This is a genomic window from Streptomyces sp. NPDC058274, assembly GCF_042881375.1.
In the GTDB taxonomy this organism is placed as follows: domain Bacteria; phylum Actinomycetota; class Actinomycetes; order Streptomycetales; family Streptomycetaceae; genus Streptomyces.
The window spans coordinates 89,323-106,290 of record NZ_JBHVXW010000013.1 but is presented as its reverse complement, the minus strand read 5'-3'; the positions used below and the strand labels follow the sequence as shown (position 1 = coordinate 106,290).

The window sequence follows — 16,968 nt, the reverse complement described above, 5'->3', positions numbered from 1 at the left end:
CGGCGAAGGTGTGACACGGTCAGGGCGCACGGCTCCGATGGACATGTCGGCGCCCGGCGGACGGACAACAGGAGAAGACGCATGCACAACACGGCTGCGGTGGGAGTCGAGTACGACGCGGCAGACGAAGGCGCGGCCGGGACGGCCGTGTCGGGGGCCGATGCGGACCTGCGCAAGCAGCGCCTGCGAAGACGTCTGGAGCGCCTGATCGGAATCGCCGCGACCGAGGGCAACGAACTGGTCCCGCTGCGGAACGGGGACGAGATCTTTCCCGCCATGCTCGACGCGGTCCGCGCCGCCGAGCACACCGTCGACATGATGACGTTCGTGTACTGGCGCGGGCAGATAGCCCATGACTTCGCGTCCGCGCTGGCCGACCGCGCCCGCGCGGGCGTTCGCGTCCGGCTGCTGCTGGACGGCTTCGGCGCGAAGGAGATCGAGGGCGACCTGCTGGAGTCGATGCACTCCGCCGGGGTGCAGGTCGCCTGGTTCCGCAAGCCGCTCTGGCTCTCGCCCCTGAAGCAGAACCACCGTTGCCACCGCAAGGCGCTCATCGTCGACGAACACACCGCGTTCACCGGCGGAGTCGGCATCGCCGAGGAATGGTGCGGGAACGCCCGCAACCCCTCCGAGTGGCGGGACACCCATGTGAAGGTCCGCGGTCCGGCCGTCGACGGCATCGCCGCCGCCTTCGCCCAGAACTGGGCCGAGTGCCATGCCGAGTTGTTCGACTCCCGCGACCGCTTCACGGAACACGAACAGCCGGGCAAGGCGACCGTGCAGGTGGTGCGGGGCTCGGCGAGTTTCGGCTGGCAGGACATGCAGACCCTGATCCGGGTCATGCTCACCTCCGCCGAGGAACGCTTCCGCCTCGCCACCGCGTACTTCGCACCGGACCAGTACTTCGTGGACCTGCTGAGCGCGACCGCCCGCCGTGGCGTGCGCGTGGAGATCCTGCTGCCGGGCCCGCACACCGACCAGCGGGCCTGTCTGCTCGCCGGCCGGCATCACTACGGCACTCTGCTGGACGCGGGCGTCGACATCCGCGAGTACCAGCCGACGATGCTGCACACCAAGATCATGACGGTCGACAGGGTGGCCGCGCTGATCGGCTCGACCAACTTCAACCGGCGTTCCATGGAACACGACGAAGAAGTCATGCTCGCCGTGCTCGACGAGCACTTCACCGCCGCGCTCGACCAGGACTTCGACGCGGACCAGAAGCGGGCCGAGGCCATCGACCCGCTGCGCTGGAAGCGCAGGCCTGTCCCCCAGCGCCTCAAGGAGGTCGCGGTCACCCCGATCCGGCGCTTCCTGTAGCACGCCGCCGTGCAGACCCGCGGGCGCTCCTGCTGTGCCGGTGCTCCATGTGGCCGCCGGGCGCATCGAGTTGCTCCCGGCGACCGCCGGGCTGTGGTCAACACCCCGGCGGTGGGGCTCACTCGGCGGCGGGGCCCGCTTCCCGCCTGAGGAAGTTGCTCACCTGGCACGCGAGTCCGTCCTCCGCCGCGCCGCCGCGTACGCCGGTGCCGACCGGTCCTTCGGGCAGGTCGACGCCGCCCGACCAGAGGTAGCGGTCGGTCCACTCGTCGTCGACCTTCAGCTGCACCTGGATGTCCACCCGGTTCAGGTCGGCATCGGTGCCCGCGGCATACGGGACGGCCGTGACCCGGCGCAGGGGATAGACGTCGAAGCCCTCGATGAACTGGGAGTTCCGCCAGTCGAGCAGCGCGCTCTCGCCGTCGGCGCCCAGGCGTACATCGATCTGGCCGTCCTCGAGGTGGATGCCGAAGTAGTCACTCGCGCGGTTCTCGACGGTCACGCGGAACCTGAAGTAGGTGAGGCCTTCAGCGGCGTCGTCGCGTCCTCGTGGGGGTTCGGCGCGCTCCAAGCCGTGGACGCGGACACGCAGGCCGGCATGCTCGTCGCACTCCTGCCAGTCCCCGATCACATTCGGCTCGTACACAATCCACCTCTCGACCTCCGAGAGGTGCTTCTTATCCGTGCGCTCGACGCAGTGTCAAATGAACGGAACATGCCGTGGCCAGGGAATTCTCGCTCCTGGATCGGCGATCAAGCCGTGCCCAGCCAGAATCATCCCCGTGGCATGACACCGGCAATTCCCCGCGTGCTGCACATCACGTCCGCCGGCGGCCAGGGTCTGTCCGGTGGATCTTGCGGTTCCGTCTCCACGGAGACTGGAGACAGGGCTGAGCGGGGTGTGGCGCGTGCAGCTGCGAGGGCGTCTCAGCCGCCGAGCCGCAGGGCCCGCATCTGCTCGTCGAGCGGGCACAGTCCGACATCCCGGCGCCGCTCGTCGAGGGTCCCGGGCTGCCGGACCGCGTACGGGTGCAGGGTCACCGGGTTGACCCGGGTGCCGTAGAACTGCGGCTGCCCGAGTTCGACCGCGCAGTGGTCGGCGATGTAGGCGTGGTGCGCGGCGGGGCACCGGCCGTCCGCGGCGGCGTGGGCGATGAGGTCACGGCACAGGAGCTGGAAGTCGAAGTCGGGGGCGTGCAGCAGGATCATCAGGGCGGCCGTCGAAGCGGGGGTGCCGACCTGGTCGGCGGTCGGCCAGCCGTGCCGGCGGACGATCGCCCCCAGCGCGTCGGCGTTGTCTCTGCGGCACTCGATGAGGTCGCGCCGGCGGTGCGGGGCGGGGTCCGTCCGCGCCAGCCTCATCAGACGCTTCTCGTCCTCCGCGCGGCGCTCCAGCTCCACGGCCAGTGCCGCGGCCAGCCCCGGGAGCAGCCGCGCCGTCGGATACCGCGCGCCCGCGGATTCCGTCACCGGTGGCCGCGGGACACCGCTCGCCGGACGCTCGGGCAGACCGTCGGCCACGTGCCCGGAAGAACCGTCCGCCGGCCCGTACGAAGAAGCGCGTCCCGGCTCTCTCACCCGATGCTCCGCAGAGCCGTCTCCCGGCTCGCTCACCCGGTGCTCCGCAGAGCCGTCTCCCAGCTCGCTCGCCGGACGCCGCTCGACCTCGTGCGCCGAGCTCCGTTCGGCCTCGTTGACCGGAAGCCGCTCGACCTCGTGCGCCACGTGCCGCTCGACCTCGTGCGCCGAGCTCCGTTCGGCCTCGTGCGCCAGGCCCTGCCAGGAGCCGCTCCCCGGGCCGCTCGTCACATGTCCGGAGGAAGTCTTCATGGCGCCTCACCAAGTGCCAGGGTGAACCACACGCGCTTGCCCGCCACGCCCGGCTCGGGCGGTGCGACTCCCCAGTCGTCGGCCAGCGCGTCGACGATGGCCAGTCCGCGGCCGGACTCCGCGGCCTCGTCCGCCGGGCGGGAGCGGGGGACGCCGGAAGAGCCGTCGGCGACCGTGACCCGCAGTTCCCGTGCCGTGGACTCGACGGTGACGATGATCGTGTCGGCGGTGTCGGTGCTGCCGTGCTTCACGGCGTTGGCGAACACCTCGTCCGTAGCCAAGACAGCGTTGTCAAGGATCTCGTCCGGGAGGTTCAGGTGCGCGAGGTGGGCGGCGACCATGCGCCGTATGCCCGCCGCCTGGGACGGGTGCGCGGGCACCGCGGTCCGCAGGACGTGGGGTTTGTTCAAGCGGATCACGGCAGCCTCACCGGCCAGGGCCCGACCGGGGGGCGCGTGGTCGTCCGGCGCGTGCGCGCCGTGTGTCAGCGAGGTCGACGGGCGGCGGTGCTGTGCTCGGGATGCCGTCATCGGTCCTCCTTCGTGTGCAGCACGGGTGGGGGGACGGTGTCGTTGGCTGCACGGGCAGCCAACAGGGCGGAGCAGGGGTCGGACCAGGGGTTATGGGGGTTGTCCGGTTGCGCGCACGTAGTGGTGCGGGAGGTATGTTCGATCGGATGAGGAACGTGAGCGGAAGCCCGGCCAGACAGCCTCGGCACGGGGCCACCGGATGGTCCGGCGTACGCGGCAAGCGCGTCGTGGTGACCGGTGGGACGCGCGGGCTCGGCGAGCAGATCGTGCGGCTGCTCGCGGCCGAGGGGGCGCGGGTGGCCACCTGCGCCCGTACGGCGGAGGACCTGGCGGCACTGGCCGCCTCGGTCGACGCCGTCGAGCTGTTCACGGATGCCCTCGACGTCACCGAGCCGGGCCGGCTGGAGGGCTTTGTCGCGACCTCGGCGAAACGTTTTGGCGGCCTCGATGGGGTGGTGGCCTGTGCGGGCGGCTCTCGCGGGGGCCGGTTCGAACGGGCCGAGGCCGAGGACTGGGCCGCGACCTGGGAGCTGAACGTCGGCCACACGGCGCGCCTGGTACGGACAGCGGTCCCGCACCTGCGCGCGGCCGGCGGCGGCTCGGTCGTGGTGATCTCGTCGATCTCCGGCTGGAAGCCCGGCCCGTACGCGCAGTACGGGGTGGCGAAGTCCGCGCAGATCCAGCTGGCCGCATCGCTGGCCCGCGAGCTCGGACCGGACGGGATCCGGGTGAACGCCGTCTCGCCCGGGTCCATGCTCATCCCGGGCCGACGGTGGGACCGGATGCGCCGCGACGATCCCGAAGGGTTCGCCGCGTTCGTGGCCGCGGAGCTCCCGGGCGGGGAGCCGGTGGCTCCGGAGGAGGTCGCCCGGGTGGTGGCGTTCCTGCTGTCGGACTTGTCGAGCGGGATCTCCGGGGCCCATCTGCCCGTCGACCGAGCGCAGAACGCCCCCTCGCCCGACGGCTACTGAGGCGTCGGACGCTCCGGCGGCCGCCAAGGCGTCGGATGCTCCGGCGGTCACTGACGCGTCGGACGCCCCGGCGGCTAAGAGCCCCGGCTCCCTGGTCATGCCACCGCCCCCAGCACCGGCCGGGACCTGCGCTCGAACTCCTGGACAAGAGCCTCGTGCCGGCGCGGCGCCAGGCGCCTGCGGAAGTCCCGCAGTGCCTGGATGGACCGCTCGCTGTGCACCGTGGCGAGGGTGTCGAGCGCCTCGGTGGCGGTGCCGACGGCCTCGTCGAGGCGGTTCTGCTGAAGATGGGCGGTCGCGAGGACGGAGCGGCTGATGGCCTGGCGCCTGCGCCGGTCGGCGTTGGCGCGCAGGGACTCGCTCGCGGTGCGCTCGGCCTGCGCGGCCTGCCCGAGGTCACGGAAGCAGAGCGCGGACTCGGCCTGCAGATAGTGGTGGTCGAGGAAGCGCACCCACACCGACTCCTGGGCGGCGCCCCGGCTGGCGTCCCACTGGTGCTCGGCCAGCCGCAGCGCCTCGGCGGTCTCGCGCGCGGAGCCCTGGGCCGCGTATCCGCGCGCCGACATGGCGTACAGCCGCATCAGCCCGAGCGGACTGCCCGCACCCTTCGCGGTGGCGATGCCGGCCCGGGCCAGGGCCACCCCCTCGTCGGGGCGGCCGAGACTGGTGGCGAGATGGGAGAGGCCGGCCAGGATCTGGCCGCCCAGGACCCGGTCGCGGCCCTCGGCGCACAGCCGCAGCGCCTGGGTCATGTAGCGCTGCGCCAGGCCGTACTCCCCCGCGTCGTACGAACTCCAGCCGGCCATCGCGCCCAGCCGCGCCGCCGCCGCGTACAGCAGGCGCAGCAGATGCGGAGCCGTGCCGCGGCGCTGCAACAGGGGGACGACCTCGGTGGACAGGTAGTGCACGATGCTGGTGCGCACTCCGCCGCCGCCGTACTGGTTGTCCATCGCGTCGAACATGCCGATCATCGCGTGCACCTGCTCGACCGGGCCACCGCCTGTCACCGGGGCCAGGTGCGGGCCGTCCTGGTTCTCCAACAGCCACAGCAGCCACTCGCGTTGGGGGGTGGCCAGGGCTCCGGCGACGAAGGGCACCGAGCCGAGGAGGCTGCGCCGGGAGATGTCCGTCGACCCCAGCTCGGCCAGCGTGTGCAGCGTTTCCGCCACGTCCTCGCCGTAGACGAGTGCCCTGCCCGCGACCGGGCGCTGCTGATCGGGGTGGAAGCCGAGGTCCGTCGGCGAGACGGCCCGGCCGAGCCGCTCGGACAGCACCGTGGCGATCAACTCGGGTGTGGCGCCGCGTGGTTGCTGGCCCTGGAGCCAGCGGGTGACCGACGCCTTGTCGTAGCTGGAGTCCACGCCCTGGCGGTGCCCCAGCTCGTTGACCCGCAGGGCGAGTGAGGCGTAGGAGCAGCCCGCGTCTCTGAGGGCCGCGGCCAGCGCCTTGTTGGCCGCGGTGGACCCCTTGCCGGGACTTCTCGATTGTCCGTCGGTCATGGTGGCCACCCAGGTCTCACATCGGTCAATGTGCGGCTTCGGCCCGTACCTGCCGGTCCCTCAAGTGCGGTACGGCCGAGCACAGTTCGACCTCGCCGGCACGAACGGTGCGGCAGGTCTCTCGATCACTATGGTGGCCGACAGACTCACCTTGCAACCGGCGTTCTGATAATTTCAGAACTATTCGCATCACCCTGTCTCCGCCATCGACCGCATGGCACACTGCACGCTGTGACGCCCGTACCGGGAGGTAGGACGTGAGCGAGAACCGCTCTGGCGGCAGCGCACCGACCGTCTTGCGGATGGTTCTCGGCAAACGCCTTCGGCACCTGCGGGAACACGCGGGAGTGTCGTTCGAGGCCGCGGCGCAGGCCATCGAGGTCACCCCTTTGACGGTCCGCCGGATCGAGAAGGCCGAGGTCGGCCTCCGCATCCCGTACGTAAGGGAGTTGCTGCGCACCTACGGAGTCCCCGCCACGGAGATCGACGACTTCGTGCGCCTGGCCAGGGAGGCCAATCGGCCGGGCTGGTGGTACAAGTACCGCGACGTGCTGCCCGAGTGGTTCAGCGCCTATGTGAGCCTGGAGAGCGAAGCCAGCGTCATCCGCCTCTACGAACCCCACTACGTGCCCGGGCTGTTGCAGACGCCCGACTACGTCACCGCGCTGATGCACGTCGGTTTTCCCAATGAGTCGAAGGAGGACATCGCCCGCCGGGTCGCCCTGCGGGTCAAGCGCCAGGATCTGCTCGCCAAACCGGACGCACCCGCCATCTGGGCCGTCCTGGACGAGACGGTGCTGCGCCGGCCGGTCGGCGGCGCCGACGTGATGCGGGCCCAGATCGACCGGCTGCACGAGGCCCTGGACCTGCCGAAGGTCAAGATCCAGATCATGCGTTTCGGCGTGGGCGCCCATCCCGGCGCCTTCGGCCCCTTCCACTACTTCCGCTTCGGCTTCTCCGAACTGCCCGATGTCGTCTACACCGAAAGCCTCGCCGGCGCGGTCTATGTCGATCAGCCCGCCGACGTCGTCAGCTATCTCGAAGTACTGGACCGGATGTCCGTACAGGCGGAGCCGGTCGCTCGAACCAGGGACATCCTGGCTGAACTGCGTAAGGAGTTGTGAACCATGGGATCCATGGACTTCCACAGCGGCATGACCGCCACCGAGCTGGGAACCGAGGGCTGGCTCAAGCCCTGGAGCGGCACCAACGGCGGGAGTTGCGTCGAGGCCAAGCTGCTGACCGACGGCAGCGTGGCCCTCCGTCAGTCCAGGGACCCCGAGGGGCCCGCACTGATCTACACCCGGGACGAGATGGTCTCGTTCCTGACCGGCGTCAAGTCGGGTCAGGCCGACTTCCTGATCGCCTGATCACCGGCCGGACACCCGGCCCCCTGAACGTGCGGGCCCGTACGCCGCCACTACGCCCGCACAACCGGACAACCCGCACGCCCACTCCCGCCGTGCGGGTTGTCCCCCCACACTGGGGAAGCCGGTCGTCTTTCAGGGGGTCGTATGCGCACGCCGCCTCATCTCCCGGACCCGGCCGTGCGCCCTGGGCGCACCGGCCGGCCCGCACCCGAGGTACGGGAATGAACCTCCAGCAGGCTCTCACCCAGTGCCGGACCCTGGTCGTCGACGGCCCCGAGGACGTGAGCCGGTCGGGCCTCATCTCCGAACTGGCCCGGCACGGATTCACGATCAGGCACACGCGGGGTCCCCTCCACCATCTGGACCCGACCCTGCCGTACCGCGAACTCCTCGCCATGCCGGGCAGGTTGACCGTCGACGGCAGCATCATCCACGAGCTCGTGTACGGACCGCTGCGCCGGGGGCACTCCCGGGTCACCTGGATCCAGGCACTCGACTTCGCCGAGGCCGTGGCGGAACGCGACGGCGCCCTCATCCATCTGACGGGCTCCCCGGCCGCCTGCCCCAACGGACAGGAGCGGGACGGCGCGGACGCGGTGAGCGCGTACGCGCGGGCGTTCCGCACGCTGGCGCAGCACGTCCCGGTCGTGACCGTCGACGCGGGTGAACCGGGACATCCCATCCGCGCCCCGGCTGTCCGGCCTGCTCAACTGCGGCGAGCCAGACGGAAGTTGACGGTAGGTTAGGGACAGACCACGCGTGACGTACGGCAGGAGATTCCCCATGGCAGACGGCCGGCCCACCCCGGACCAAGAAGCGCTGTCCAAGATCGACACCACGGTGCCGCACTCGGCCCGCATCTGGAACTACTGGATGGGCGGGAAGGACAACTACGAGGTAGACCGGGAGGCGGGCGACGCCTACCGCGAGGTCGCTCCGAACATCGAGACCATGGCCCGCGCCTCCCGCGGCTATCTGATCCGCACCGTGACCTTCGTGGCCGAGGAGCTCGGCATCCGCCAGTTCCTGGACATCGGCACCGGCCTGCCCACGTACGACAACACCCACCAGGTCGCCCAGCGGATCGCACCCGAGTCCCGCATCGTCTACGTCGACAACGACCCGCTGGTGCTCCGCCACGCCCAGGCACTGCTCACCAGCACGCCCGAGGGTGTCACCGACTACATCGACGCGGACCTGCACGAGCCCGAGAAGATCATCGAGGCGGCCAGCCGGATCCTGGACTTCAGCAAGCCCGTCGCCCTGATGCTCATGGGCATTCTCGGCCACATCCAGGACTACGACGAGGCCAAGTCGATCGTCCGCCGCCTGCAGGCCGCCCTGCCCCCGGGCAGCTACTTCGTGCACTACGACAGCACCGACACCGACGCCGCCCTCAAGGAAGCCCAGCAGGGCTACGACGACACCGGCGCCATCCCGTACGTGCTGCGCAGCCCGGAGCAGGTCTCGGCCTTCTACGAGGGCCTGGAGCTGGTCGAACCCGGCATCGTGTCCTGCCCGCTGTGGCGCCCCGAGCCCGGCAGCTCGCCCGAGCCCACGGATGTCCACGGGGGCGTGGCCCGCAAGCCCTGACGCAGCGTGCCCGGAGGCCGGAAAGTGGCGGAATCCCGGCCTCCGGCGCGACGGAACGCCCGTATTCCGCTCCAATGGAGGGTGACGGGACACCACCGGTTCGAGATGCGCCGCAGCACCCGTCGTAGGTCCGGGGCCGTGTTCCCGGGGCGGCGCGACGGAGGTCCGCGATGCCCACTGCTCTCCGGTTGCTGCACGCCCTCTCCGCCGACCACCGTGACCGCCTGATGGGCGTGGCCCGTGAGGTCTCGTTCCCGGCGGACGGAAGGATCTTCGAGGCAGGGGGGACCGCGGACCGCTTCTGGGTGGTCCGCTCCGGCACGGTCTCCCTGGACCAACAGGTCGTCGGGGACAGGCGCATCTCGGTCGCGACGCTGGGGCCCGGTGATCTGCTGGGCTGGTCCTGGCTGTTCCCGCCGCACCGCTGGGACTTCGGGGCGGAGGCGTTCAGCCCCGTACGCGCCTATGAGTTCGAGGCCGATACGGTCAACCGGCTGTGCGCCGACGATCCCGCGCTGGAGCTGTCGCTGACGCGTACGATCGCCGCCATCCTCGCCCACCGGCTCGAAACCACCCGGGCCGCCCTGATCGAGCGCTACGCGCACCACGGGAACGGCGGGTGAGGTGACGCGGCGGCCACCGCGACAATCGGCCCATGAACAACGCCACCGAGTCCTTCGCGCTTCTTCCCGGCACCGCCGGCTCACCCGTGCTCCTGCATGTGCCGCACTCCGCGCGGGAGATCCCGGCATCCGTACGCGACGGCATACTCCTCGACGACACCGCGCTGAAGGAGGAGCTGGACCACATCACCGACGCGCACACCGCCGAACTGGCCGCGCTCGCGGCCGGGGCCGCCGAGGTCACACCCTGGCGGTTCGTCAACCGGTTGTCGCGGCTGGTGATCGACCCCGAACGCTTTCCCGACGAGCGGGAGGAGATGCTGTCCGTCGGGATGGGCGCGGTCTACACACGCACCACACAGCGCACACCGCTGCGTTCCGCCGACACCGATCCCGGGCCACTGGTGGACCGCTACTTCCACCCGTACGCGCGGGCGATGACGGAGGCGGTGGCCGACCGCCTGGCCGTGACCGGGCGCGCGGTCGTCATCGACGTCCACTCGTATCCCACGGACCGGCTGCCGTACGAACTGCACGGCGAGGGGCCTCGGCCGCCGGTGTGTCTGGGCACCGACGGCTTCCACACGCCGCCCGAGCTGCTCGCGCTCGCACGGGAGGCCTTCGCGGGACTCGGCGGCACGGGCGTCGACAGCCCGTTCTCCGGGGCGTACGTGCCCCTGGACTTCTACGGCAGGGAGCCGAGGGTCTCGGCCCTGATGGTGGAGATCCGGCGGGACACGTACATGACCGAGCCGGGCGGGCTCACCGGGCCGGGCCTGGCCCCGCTCGCCGCGGCGCTGACGGCGCTGGTCGACGCCGTGTCCCGCTCCTGACGACGCCCGTGGCCCGCTGCTGAAGAGCCCGGACCGGGGGCTGCCTGTTGACGAAACGGACGTGCGGATGCGGAGATGCTCCTGCGAGCGACCGTCGAGAACAGGTGAGGGCAGCGCACCGATGGCATTGCAGATCAGCGCCACCAATCCGGAGCATCCCGCGCTCCTGCTCGAACTGCCGTGGCAGTTGCCCCTGGAGGAGTGGCCGGAGCACTACCTGGTGCCGCTGCCGCGCGGTATCTCGCGGCACGTGGTGCGCTACGCCCGCGCCGGAACGGAAGTGGTGGCCGTCAAGGAGCTCGCCGAGCGGCCGGCGCTGCGCGAGTACGAACTGCTGCGCAGCCTGGACCGGCTCGGCATCCCGGCGGTCGATCCGCTCGCCGTGGTGACCGGCCGTGACGGTGACGCCGGGCCCCTCGAATCCGTCCTGATCACCCGGCACCTGGGCGGTTCGATGCCGTACCGGTCGATGTTCGAGACGACGATGCGGCCGGCCACCATGCACCGGCTGATGGACGCGCTGGCCGTGCTGCTCGTCCGGCTGCATCTGGCGGGGTTCGCGTGGGGCGACTGCTCGCTGTCCAACACCCTCTTCCGCCGCGACGCGGGGGCGTACGCGGCGTATCTGGTGGACGCCGAGACCGGGGAACTGCACCCTCAACTGAGCACCGGGCAGCGCGAGTACGACCTCGATCTCGCCCGCGTCAACATCAGCGGCGAGCTGCTCGACCTGGAGGCGGCGGGGGCGCTGCACCCCTCCGTGGATCCCATCGCCTTCGGTACCGAGATCTGCGCGCGCTACCAGGGGCTGTGGGAGGAGCTGACCCGCACCTCGGTGTATCCGGCGGGCAAGCATCACTACATGGACCGGCGGATCCGGCGGCTGAACGACCTCGGTTTCGACGTCGCCGAGATGCAGATCGCACACTCCCCCCAGGGTGACACCGTCACGTTCGTCCCCAAGGTCGTCGACGCGGGCCATCACCAGCGCCAGCTGCTGCGGCTGACCGGGCTCGACGCCGAGGAGAACCAGGCCCGCCGGCTGCTGAACGACCTGGAGAGCTGGATGGCGACCCAGGAGGACTACGCCCCGGGCGACCCGCTGGCCGCCCGCCCGGAGGTGCTCGCCCACCGCTGGGTACGGGAGGTGTTCCGGCCCACCGTGCGCGCCGTCCCGCAAGACCTGCGCGGCTCCATGGATCCCGCCGAGCTCTACCACGAGCTGCTCGAACACCGCTGGTACCTGTCCGAACACGCACAGCACGACATCGGTCTGGACATCGCCGTGGAGGACTTCGTCGCGCACATCCTGCCCCGGGTGCGGAAGGAGATGACGCCCGCCGCGGACGATCCCGCGACGCCCGGCTGAGCCCTGGAGCCCCGCCGCCTCACGGTTCCAGCGCAAAGGTGACCGATCGTACTTACGATTGGGCGTGTACACGGACCTGCTCGGGGTGGGAGACGTATGACTCAGGCCGCCAGTCCGGCGCGGACCGTCATCCTGACCGTGGATGACGATCCCGGGGTGTCGCGCGCCGTGGCACGCGATCTGCGGCGTCGCTACGGCGAGACCTACCGGATCGTGCGTGCCGAGTCCGGGGACGCCGCCCTGGACGCACTGCGCGAGCTGAAGCTGCGCGGCGACCAGGTGGCGGTGATCCTGGCCGACTACCGGATGCCGCAGATGAACGGCATCGAGTTCCTGGAGCAGGCCCTGGATGTGTATCCGGGGGCGCGGCGGGTGCTGCTGACCGCGTACGCCGACACGAGCGCGGCGATCGACGCGATCAATGTGATCGACCTTGATCACTACCTGCTCAAGCCCTGGGACCCGCCGGAGGAGAAGCTCTATCCGGTCCTGGACGATCTGCTGGACGCCTGGCGGAGCGCCGACTACCGGCCCGTGGCGGTCTGCAAGGTGGTGGGACACCGCTGGTCGGCGCGTTCGGCGGGGGTGCGGGACTTCCTGGCCCGCAGCCAGGTGCCCTACCGCTGGTACTCGTCCGACAGCCCAGAGGGCCGGCGTCTGCTGTCCGCCGCCGGGCAGGACGGGCAGCGGCTGCCGCTCGTGGTGACCCCGGACGGCACCCCGCTCGTCGAGCCCGAGGACCCGGACCTCGCGGAGCACGTCGGACTGGCCACCACACCGGCGGCCGAGTTCTACGACCTGGTGGTCATCGGCGGCGGCCCGGCCGGGCTCGGGGCGGCCGTGTACGGGGCGTCGGAGGGGCTGCGGACCGTACTCGTCGAGCGGTCGGCGACCGGCGGCCAGGCGGGCCAGAGCTCACGGATCGAGAACTACCTCGGCTTCCCGGACGGCGTGTCCGGGGCGCAGCTCACCGACCGCGCACGACGGCAGGCGACCAGGTTCGGCGCCGAGATCCTCACCACCCGCGAGGTCACCGGGCTCGACGTCACCGGCGCCTCGCGCACCGTCCGGTTCTCGGACGGCTCCGCCATCGCCGCGCACAGCGTGATCCTGGCGACGGGTGTGTCCTACCGGCAGCTGGCGGCGCCGGGACTGGCCGATCTGACCGGGTGCGGGGTGTTCTACGGCTCGGCCCTGACCGAGGCGGCCGCCTGCCAGGGGCACGACGTGTACATCGTCGGCGGGGCCAACTCGGCGGGGCAGGCCGCCATGTATCTGTCCCGGGGCGCGAAGTCGGTCACCATCCTGGTGCGCGGTTCGTCGCTGTCGGCGTCGATGTCGCATTACCTCGTCCAGCAGATCGAGGACGCGCCCAACATCAGCGTGCGCCACGGCACGGTCGTCGAGGCAGCGCACGGTTCGGACCATCTCGAGCAGCTCACCCTGAAGGACGTGGCGAGCGGTCACACCGAACTCGTCGACGCGCAGTGGATGTTCGTGTTCATCGGCGCGGCCCCGCTCACCGACTGGCTGGACGGGACGGTGCTCAGGGACCCGCGCGGGTTCATCATGGCCGGCCCCGACATGACCGACGACGGTCAGCCGCCCGCCGGCTGGGAGCTGGACCGGCCGCCGTACCACCTGGAGACGAATGTGCCCGGCGTGTTCGTGGCCGGCGACGCGCGCGCCGAGTCCGCGAAGCGGGTCGCGTCCGCGGTCGGAGAGGGAGCCATGGCAGTGATGCTCGTCCACCGTTATCTGGAACAGTCATGAGCGGGCGGCCGGTGCCGTGCAGCGTCGCCGAGCTCAGCACGCTGTTCCTCTTCGAGAAGCTCGACGCCGACCAGCTCGACCGGCTGTGCCGCGAGGGCCGGGTGGAGCAGTTCGCACCGGGGTCCGTCTACACCGAGGGTGAGCCGGCCGCTTGCTTCTTCGTGCTCCTGGAGGGCACGGTCGTGCTCTCGCGCCGGGTCGGGGACGACGACGTGGAGATCAGCCGCAGTTCCAGTCGCGGTGTGTACTCCGGCGCCATGCAGGCCTACCTGGGTGACCGGGTGCGGCCGGTCTACAACAGCTCCATGCGGGTCACCGAGCCCTCGCGGTTCTTCGTGCTGCCCGCCGAGACCTTCGCGGCCATCATGCAGGACTGGTTCCCGATGGCCGTCCATCTGCTGGAGGGGCTCTTCTTCGGTTCGAAGAACACCCAGCAGGCGATCGGGCAGCGGGAGCGGCTGCTGGCCCTCGGCTCGCTGTCGGCCGGCCTGACCCATGAGCTGAACAACCCGGCCGCGGCGGCGGTGCGGGCCACCTCGTCCCTGCGGGAACGGGTGGCCAAGATGCGGCACAAGCTGGGCATCATCGCCGGCGGCCCGTTCACGCGCGAGGACCTGGCCGGCCTCATCGAGATCCAGGAGCGCACGGCGGAACGGGTCGCCAAGGCCCCCGTGCTCAGCCCGCTGGAGGCCGCCGACCGGGAGGACGCCCTCAGCGACTGGTTCGACGACCACGGCATCACCGACGGGTGGCGGCTCGCGCCCACGTTCGTGCAGGCCGGCCTCGACCTCGACTGGCTCGACCAGGTCGCGGCGGCCGTGGACGAGGAGATCCTCCCGGGGGCCGTCGGCTGGCTCAACTACACCGTGGAGACCGAGCTCCTCATGACCGAGATCGAGGACTCCACCACCCGTATCTCGCATCTGGTCGACGCCGCCAAGCAGTACTCCCAGCTCGACCGCGCCCCGTACCAGGTCTGCGACGTGCACGAACTGCTCGACAGCACCCTGCTGATGCTCTCCGCCAAGATCGGGCCGCGCATCACCGTCGTCAAGGATTACGACCGTACGCTCCCGCGCATCCCGGGCTACCCCGGCGAGCTCAACCAGGTGTGGACCAACCTCATCGACAACGCGGTCTCGGCGATGAACAGCACGGACGGGGACGGCACGCTGACCGTGCGGACCGCGCTCGACCGGGACCGGCTGCTGGTCGAGTTCCGGGACACGGGACCCGGGGTGCCCGCGGAGATCCGCGGCCGCATCTTCGATCCGTTCTTCACCACCAAGCCGGTGGGCGAGGGTACGGGGCTCGGCCTCGACATCTCCTGGCGGATCGTCGTCAACAAGCACCACGGCCATCTCGAGGTGCAGTCGGTACCCGGCGACACCCGTTTCCAGGTCCGCCTGCCGCTGACCGCAGAGGAACCCGACCCGCCCGAGGAGCCGTCATGAGCCTGCCCGCCGGAATCGATCCCAGCGTCCCGCCGAGCGGCACGGGGTGCCTCGACTGCGATGCCGCCGGCGGATGGTGGTTCCATCTGCGGCGCTGCGCCCAGTGCGGTCACGTCGGCTGTTGTGACGACTCGCCGGCGAAGCACGCCACCGCGCACGCGCAGGAGTCGGGTCATCCCTTCATCCGCAGCTACGAACCCGGTGAGAGCTGGTTCTGGAACTTCGAGACCTCCGAGCTGTACGAGTCGGGGCCGGAGCTCGCTCCCCCGCTCAGCCACCCGGCCGACCAGCCCGTACCGGGACCCGCCGGACGCGTGCCGGCGAACTGGGCGGAACGGCTGCGCTGACGCGAGGGATCACGGGGTGGGCACGCCGGTCCGGGCCGCGCTGAGCCGACTCAGCGCACGGAGCTGCCGTACATCTCGCCGAGGGGCTCGGCGAGCAGTTCGACACGGGCGCCGTCGGGGTCACGGAAGTAGAGCGACGAACCGCTCTCCTCCTGGTACTCGACGCCTGCGGCGGAGAGCCGCTCGCGCAGCCGCCGCCAGGTGGTGGGGTCGACCGAGACGGCCAGGTGGTGGAGTCCGCCGAGCACTTCGGCGTAGGGACCGAGGTCGAGTCCGGGGAAGTCGAAGAAGGCCAGCAGGTTGCCGTTGCCCAGGTCGAAGAAGAAGTGCGTCGAGCCCTTGTAGTCGCGGTTCTCGATGATCTCCGTGAGGGGGAACTCCAGGACGTCCTGGTAGAACCGCACGGTCCGTTCCACGTCGGAGGAGAGCAGCGCGAGGTGGTGCACCCCGCGGGCGGAGCTCGCCGGTCGCTCCGCGGCCAGGTGGGTGTCCCGGATCCGCGCGCGCTCGGCTTCGAGCGCGGCCAGATCCACGGAGATCACAGGGCTGGGGTCCACGGGGTGTGCAGGGCTGGGGTCCACCGAATCCATGGGTTCCATGGGGGAGCTCCTCAGATAGGAAAGACCTGGTTGGCGTTTCAACCACCTTCCGCTCACTCTAGACCTCCTCCCCCGTCATGCGGCCGCCCGAGCGGCGACCCGCCGGTGCGGGCGGGGCCGATCAGGCGAGCGCGGTCGGTGGGGCGCAACCGGCTGCCCGGACCACGCGTGCGGAACACGCGCAAGGCGGTAAGGGGACACGCTGGGAGGCGGGGCGGGATGGAAAGTATGATCAGCCAATGTCTGACATGACCGAGACCACGCCCGGCTGGCTGAGCGCCGACGAACTCGAGCAGGCGCGGGCGCGCATGCCGATCCTGTACGTCGAGGCCGTGCCCGTGCGCGTCGACGACAGCGGCGAAGTCACCAGCATCGGACTGCTGCTGCGCATCGGGCCGGACGGGACGGTCAGCCGTACCCTCGTCTCCGGCCGCGTCCTGCACCACGAACGGGTACGGGACGCTCTACTGCGAAATCTGGAGAAGGACCTGGGCCCGGTGGCACTGCCCCGGGTGCCGTCGTCCCTGCAGCCCTTCACCGTCGCCGAGTACTTCCCGACGTACGGCGTCACCCCGTACCACGACCCACGCCAGCACGCGGTGTCGCTCGCGTACGTCGTCCCGGTGACCGGTGACTGCCGGCCCCGGCAGGACGCTCTCGACCTGGTCTGGTTCAGCCCGCAGGAGGCCGTCTCCCCAGGGGTCCTCAACGAGATGCCGGGCGGACACGGAGTTCTCCTCAAGCAGGCGCTCGCGCACGTCGGTTGCGTGTCCTGACGACCGAGCGGCACGGATGCGGGCGGGACTTCGTCCGCCGGGAAACAGATCGACCGCGTCCGCATCCGGACGTAGCCTGAC

Annotated in this window: 18 protein-coding genes; 13 read left to right on the top strand and 5 right to left on the bottom strand. The window is 70.7% G+C overall.

What is annotated here, in order from left to right:
• Nucleotides 1-81: 81 nt before the first annotated feature.
• Nucleotides 82-1,320: a phosphatidylserine/phosphatidylglycerophosphate/cardiolipin synthase family protein gene (locus ACFVYF_RS24375; RefSeq protein WP_389458528.1), complete on the top strand. Its 1,239-nt coding sequence runs from the start codon at nt 82-84 to the stop codon at nt 1,318-1,320.
• A gap of 118 nt (nt 1,321-1,438) precedes the next feature.
• On the opposite strand, the gene ACFVYF_RS24370 is transcribed toward ACFVYF_RS24375, so the two are convergent.
• The 3 genes from ACFVYF_RS24370 to ACFVYF_RS24360 form a co-directional block, all read right to left on the bottom strand.
• A complete protein-coding gene (locus ACFVYF_RS24370) occupies nt 1,439-1,966 on the bottom strand; it encodes a hypothetical protein (RefSeq protein ID WP_389458527.1) in 528 nt (175 codons plus the stop codon).
• A gap of 281 nt (nt 1,967-2,247) precedes the next feature.
• Complete coding sequence (locus tag ACFVYF_RS24365; protein WP_389458526.1) at nt 2,248-3,150, bottom strand: DUF6624 domain-containing protein; 903 nt, start codon at nt 3,148-3,150, stop codon at nt 2,248-2,250.
• Nucleotides 3,147-3,680: an ATP-binding protein gene (locus ACFVYF_RS24360; RefSeq protein WP_389458525.1), complete on the bottom strand. Its 534-nt coding sequence runs from the start codon at nt 3,678-3,680 to the stop codon at nt 3,147-3,149. The genes ACFVYF_RS24365 and ACFVYF_RS24360 overlap by 4 nt, the downstream gene beginning before the upstream one ends.
• Nucleotides 3,681-3,826: 146 nt before the next feature.
• Between ACFVYF_RS24360 and ACFVYF_RS24355 the strand changes: the two genes are divergently transcribed.
• Entirely contained in the window at nt 3,827-4,651 is an 825-nt protein-coding gene (locus ACFVYF_RS24355) for an SDR family NAD(P)-dependent oxidoreductase (RefSeq protein ID WP_389458524.1), read from the top strand.
• Between the two features lie 95 nt (nt 4,652-4,746).
• Here the strand turns inward: ACFVYF_RS24355 and ACFVYF_RS24350 are convergent, their stop codons facing one another.
• Nucleotides 4,747-6,159, bottom strand: a complete 1,413-nt coding sequence (locus ACFVYF_RS24350) for a hypothetical protein (RefSeq protein ID WP_389458522.1) — start codon at nt 6,157-6,159, stop codon at nt 4,747-4,749.
• 293 nt (nt 6,160-6,452) lie between these two features.
• Here ACFVYF_RS24350 and ACFVYF_RS24345 point away from each other — a divergent pair, with 293 nt between their 5' ends.
• The 10 genes from ACFVYF_RS24345 (at nt 6,453) to ACFVYF_RS24300 (ending at nt 15,512) form a co-directional block, all read left to right on the top strand.
• Complete coding sequence (locus ACFVYF_RS24345; RefSeq protein ID WP_389458520.1) at nt 6,453-7,274, top strand: helix-turn-helix domain-containing protein; 822 nt, start codon at nt 6,453-6,455, stop codon at nt 7,272-7,274.
• A gap of 3 nt (nt 7,275-7,277) precedes the next feature.
• Entirely contained in the window at nt 7,278-7,520 is a 243-nt protein-coding gene (locus ACFVYF_RS24340) for a DUF397 domain-containing protein (RefSeq protein WP_383273106.1), read from the top strand.
• Nucleotides 7,521-7,741: 221 nt separating this feature from the next.
• On the top strand, nt 7,742-8,266 hold the full coding sequence (locus ACFVYF_RS24335; RefSeq protein WP_389458518.1) for a hypothetical protein: 525 nt from the start codon (nt 7,742-7,744) through the stop codon (nt 8,264-8,266).
• Nucleotides 8,267-8,303: 37 nt separating this feature from the next.
• Nucleotides 8,304-9,113 carry an SAM-dependent methyltransferase gene (locus ACFVYF_RS24330; RefSeq protein WP_389458516.1) on the top strand — a complete coding sequence of 270 codons (810 nt, stop codon included), beginning with the start codon at nt 8,304-8,306 and terminating at the stop codon, nt 9,111-9,113.
• Between the two features lie 170 nt (nt 9,114-9,283).
• Nucleotides 9,284-9,736: a cyclic nucleotide-binding domain-containing protein gene (locus tag ACFVYF_RS24325; RefSeq protein ID WP_389458514.1), complete on the top strand. Its 453-nt coding sequence runs from the start codon at nt 9,284-9,286 to the stop codon at nt 9,734-9,736.
• Nucleotides 9,737-9,768: 32 nt separating this feature from the next.
• The gene (locus tag ACFVYF_RS24320) at nt 9,769-10,569 is read left to right on the top strand and encodes an N-formylglutamate amidohydrolase (protein ID WP_389458512.1); all 801 of its coding nucleotides are present in this window, start codon (nt 9,769-9,771) and stop codon (nt 10,567-10,569) included.
• A gap of 121 nt (nt 10,570-10,690) precedes the next feature.
• Nucleotides 10,691-11,938 carry a DUF4032 domain-containing protein gene (locus ACFVYF_RS24315; protein ID WP_389458510.1) on the top strand — a complete coding sequence of 416 codons (1,248 nt, stop codon included), beginning with the start codon at nt 10,691-10,693 and terminating at the stop codon, nt 11,936-11,938.
• Between the two features lie 96 nt (nt 11,939-12,034).
• Nucleotides 12,035-13,711, top strand: a complete 1,677-nt coding sequence (locus ACFVYF_RS24310; RefSeq protein WP_389458508.1) for an FAD-dependent oxidoreductase — start codon at nt 12,035-12,037, stop codon at nt 13,709-13,711.
• Nucleotides 13,708-15,165: an ATP-binding protein gene (locus ACFVYF_RS24305; protein ID WP_389458505.1), complete on the top strand. Its 1,458-nt coding sequence runs from the start codon at nt 13,708-13,710 to the stop codon at nt 15,163-15,165. The genes ACFVYF_RS24310 and ACFVYF_RS24305 overlap by 4 nt, the downstream gene beginning before the upstream one ends.
• The gene (locus tag ACFVYF_RS24300; protein ID WP_389458503.1) at nt 15,162-15,512 is read left to right on the top strand and encodes a UBP-type zinc finger domain-containing protein; all 351 of its coding nucleotides are present in this window, start codon (nt 15,162-15,164) and stop codon (nt 15,510-15,512) included. Before ACFVYF_RS24305 ends, ACFVYF_RS24300 begins: the two co-directional genes overlap by 4 nt.
• Nucleotides 15,513-15,562: 50 nt before the next feature.
• Here ACFVYF_RS24300 and ACFVYF_RS24295 read toward each other — a convergent pair whose 3' ends face one another.
• The gene (locus tag ACFVYF_RS24295) at nt 15,563-16,111 is read right to left on the bottom strand and encodes a VOC family protein (protein ID WP_389458501.1); all 549 of its coding nucleotides are present in this window, start codon (nt 16,109-16,111) and stop codon (nt 15,563-15,565) included.
• Nucleotides 16,112-16,359: 248 nt separating this feature from the next.
• Between ACFVYF_RS24295 and ACFVYF_RS24290 the strand changes: the two genes are divergently transcribed.
• Entirely contained in the window at nt 16,360-16,887 is a 528-nt protein-coding gene (locus tag ACFVYF_RS24290; protein WP_389458687.1) for an NUDIX hydrolase family protein, read from the top strand.
• Nucleotides 16,888-16,968 lie beyond the last annotated feature (81 nt).

Bases quoted from the DNA above. Each gene is read 5' to 3' on its own strand.
- ACFVYF_RS24355 (WP_389458524.1), top strand. From the start codon at position 3,827: ATGAGGAACGTGAGCGGAAGCCCGGCCAGACAGCCTCGGCACGGGGCC.
- ACFVYF_RS24290 (WP_389458687.1), top strand. From the start codon at position 16,360: ATGACCGAGACCACGCCCGGCTGGCTGAGCGCCGACGAACTCGAGCAG.
- ACFVYF_RS24345 (WP_389458520.1), top strand. From the start codon at position 6,453: ATGGTTCTCGGCAAACGCCTTCGGCACCTGCGGGAACACGCGGGAGTG.
- ACFVYF_RS24310 (WP_389458508.1), top strand. From the start codon at position 12,035: ATGACTCAGGCCGCCAGTCCGGCGCGGACCGTCATCCTGACCGTGGAT.
- ACFVYF_RS24320 (WP_389458512.1), top strand. From the start codon at position 9,769: ATGAACAACGCCACCGAGTCCTTCGCGCTTCTTCCCGGCACCGCCGGC.
- ACFVYF_RS24335 (WP_389458518.1), top strand. From the start codon at position 7,742: ATGAACCTCCAGCAGGCTCTCACCCAGTGCCGGACCCTGGTCGTCGAC.
- ACFVYF_RS24375 (WP_389458528.1), top strand. From the start codon at position 82: ATGCACAACACGGCTGCGGTGGGAGTCGAGTACGACGCGGCAGACGAA.
- ACFVYF_RS24300 (WP_389458503.1), top strand. From the start codon at position 15,162: ATGAGCCTGCCCGCCGGAATCGATCCCAGCGTCCCGCCGAGCGGCACG.
- ACFVYF_RS24295 (WP_389458501.1), bottom strand. From the start codon at position 16,111: ATGGAACCCATGGATTCGGTGGACCCCAGCCCTGCACACCCCGTGGAC.
- ACFVYF_RS24325 (WP_389458514.1), top strand. From the start codon at position 9,284: ATGCCCACTGCTCTCCGGTTGCTGCACGCCCTCTCCGCCGACCACCGT.
- ACFVYF_RS24365 (WP_389458526.1), bottom strand. From the start codon at position 3,150: ATGAAGACTTCCTCCGGACATGTGACGAGCGGCCCGGGGAGCGGCTCC.
- ACFVYF_RS24330 (WP_389458516.1), top strand. From the start codon at position 8,304: ATGGCAGACGGCCGGCCCACCCCGGACCAAGAAGCGCTGTCCAAGATC.
- ACFVYF_RS24340 (WP_383273106.1), top strand. From the start codon at position 7,278: ATGGGATCCATGGACTTCCACAGCGGCATGACCGCCACCGAGCTGGGA.
- ACFVYF_RS24315 (WP_389458510.1), top strand. From the start codon at position 10,691: ATGGCATTGCAGATCAGCGCCACCAATCCGGAGCATCCCGCGCTCCTG.
- ACFVYF_RS24305 (WP_389458505.1), top strand. From the start codon at position 13,708: ATGAGCGGGCGGCCGGTGCCGTGCAGCGTCGCCGAGCTCAGCACGCTG.
- ACFVYF_RS24360 (WP_389458525.1), bottom strand. From the start codon at position 3,680: ATGACGGCATCCCGAGCACAGCACCGCCGCCCGTCGACCTCGCTGACA.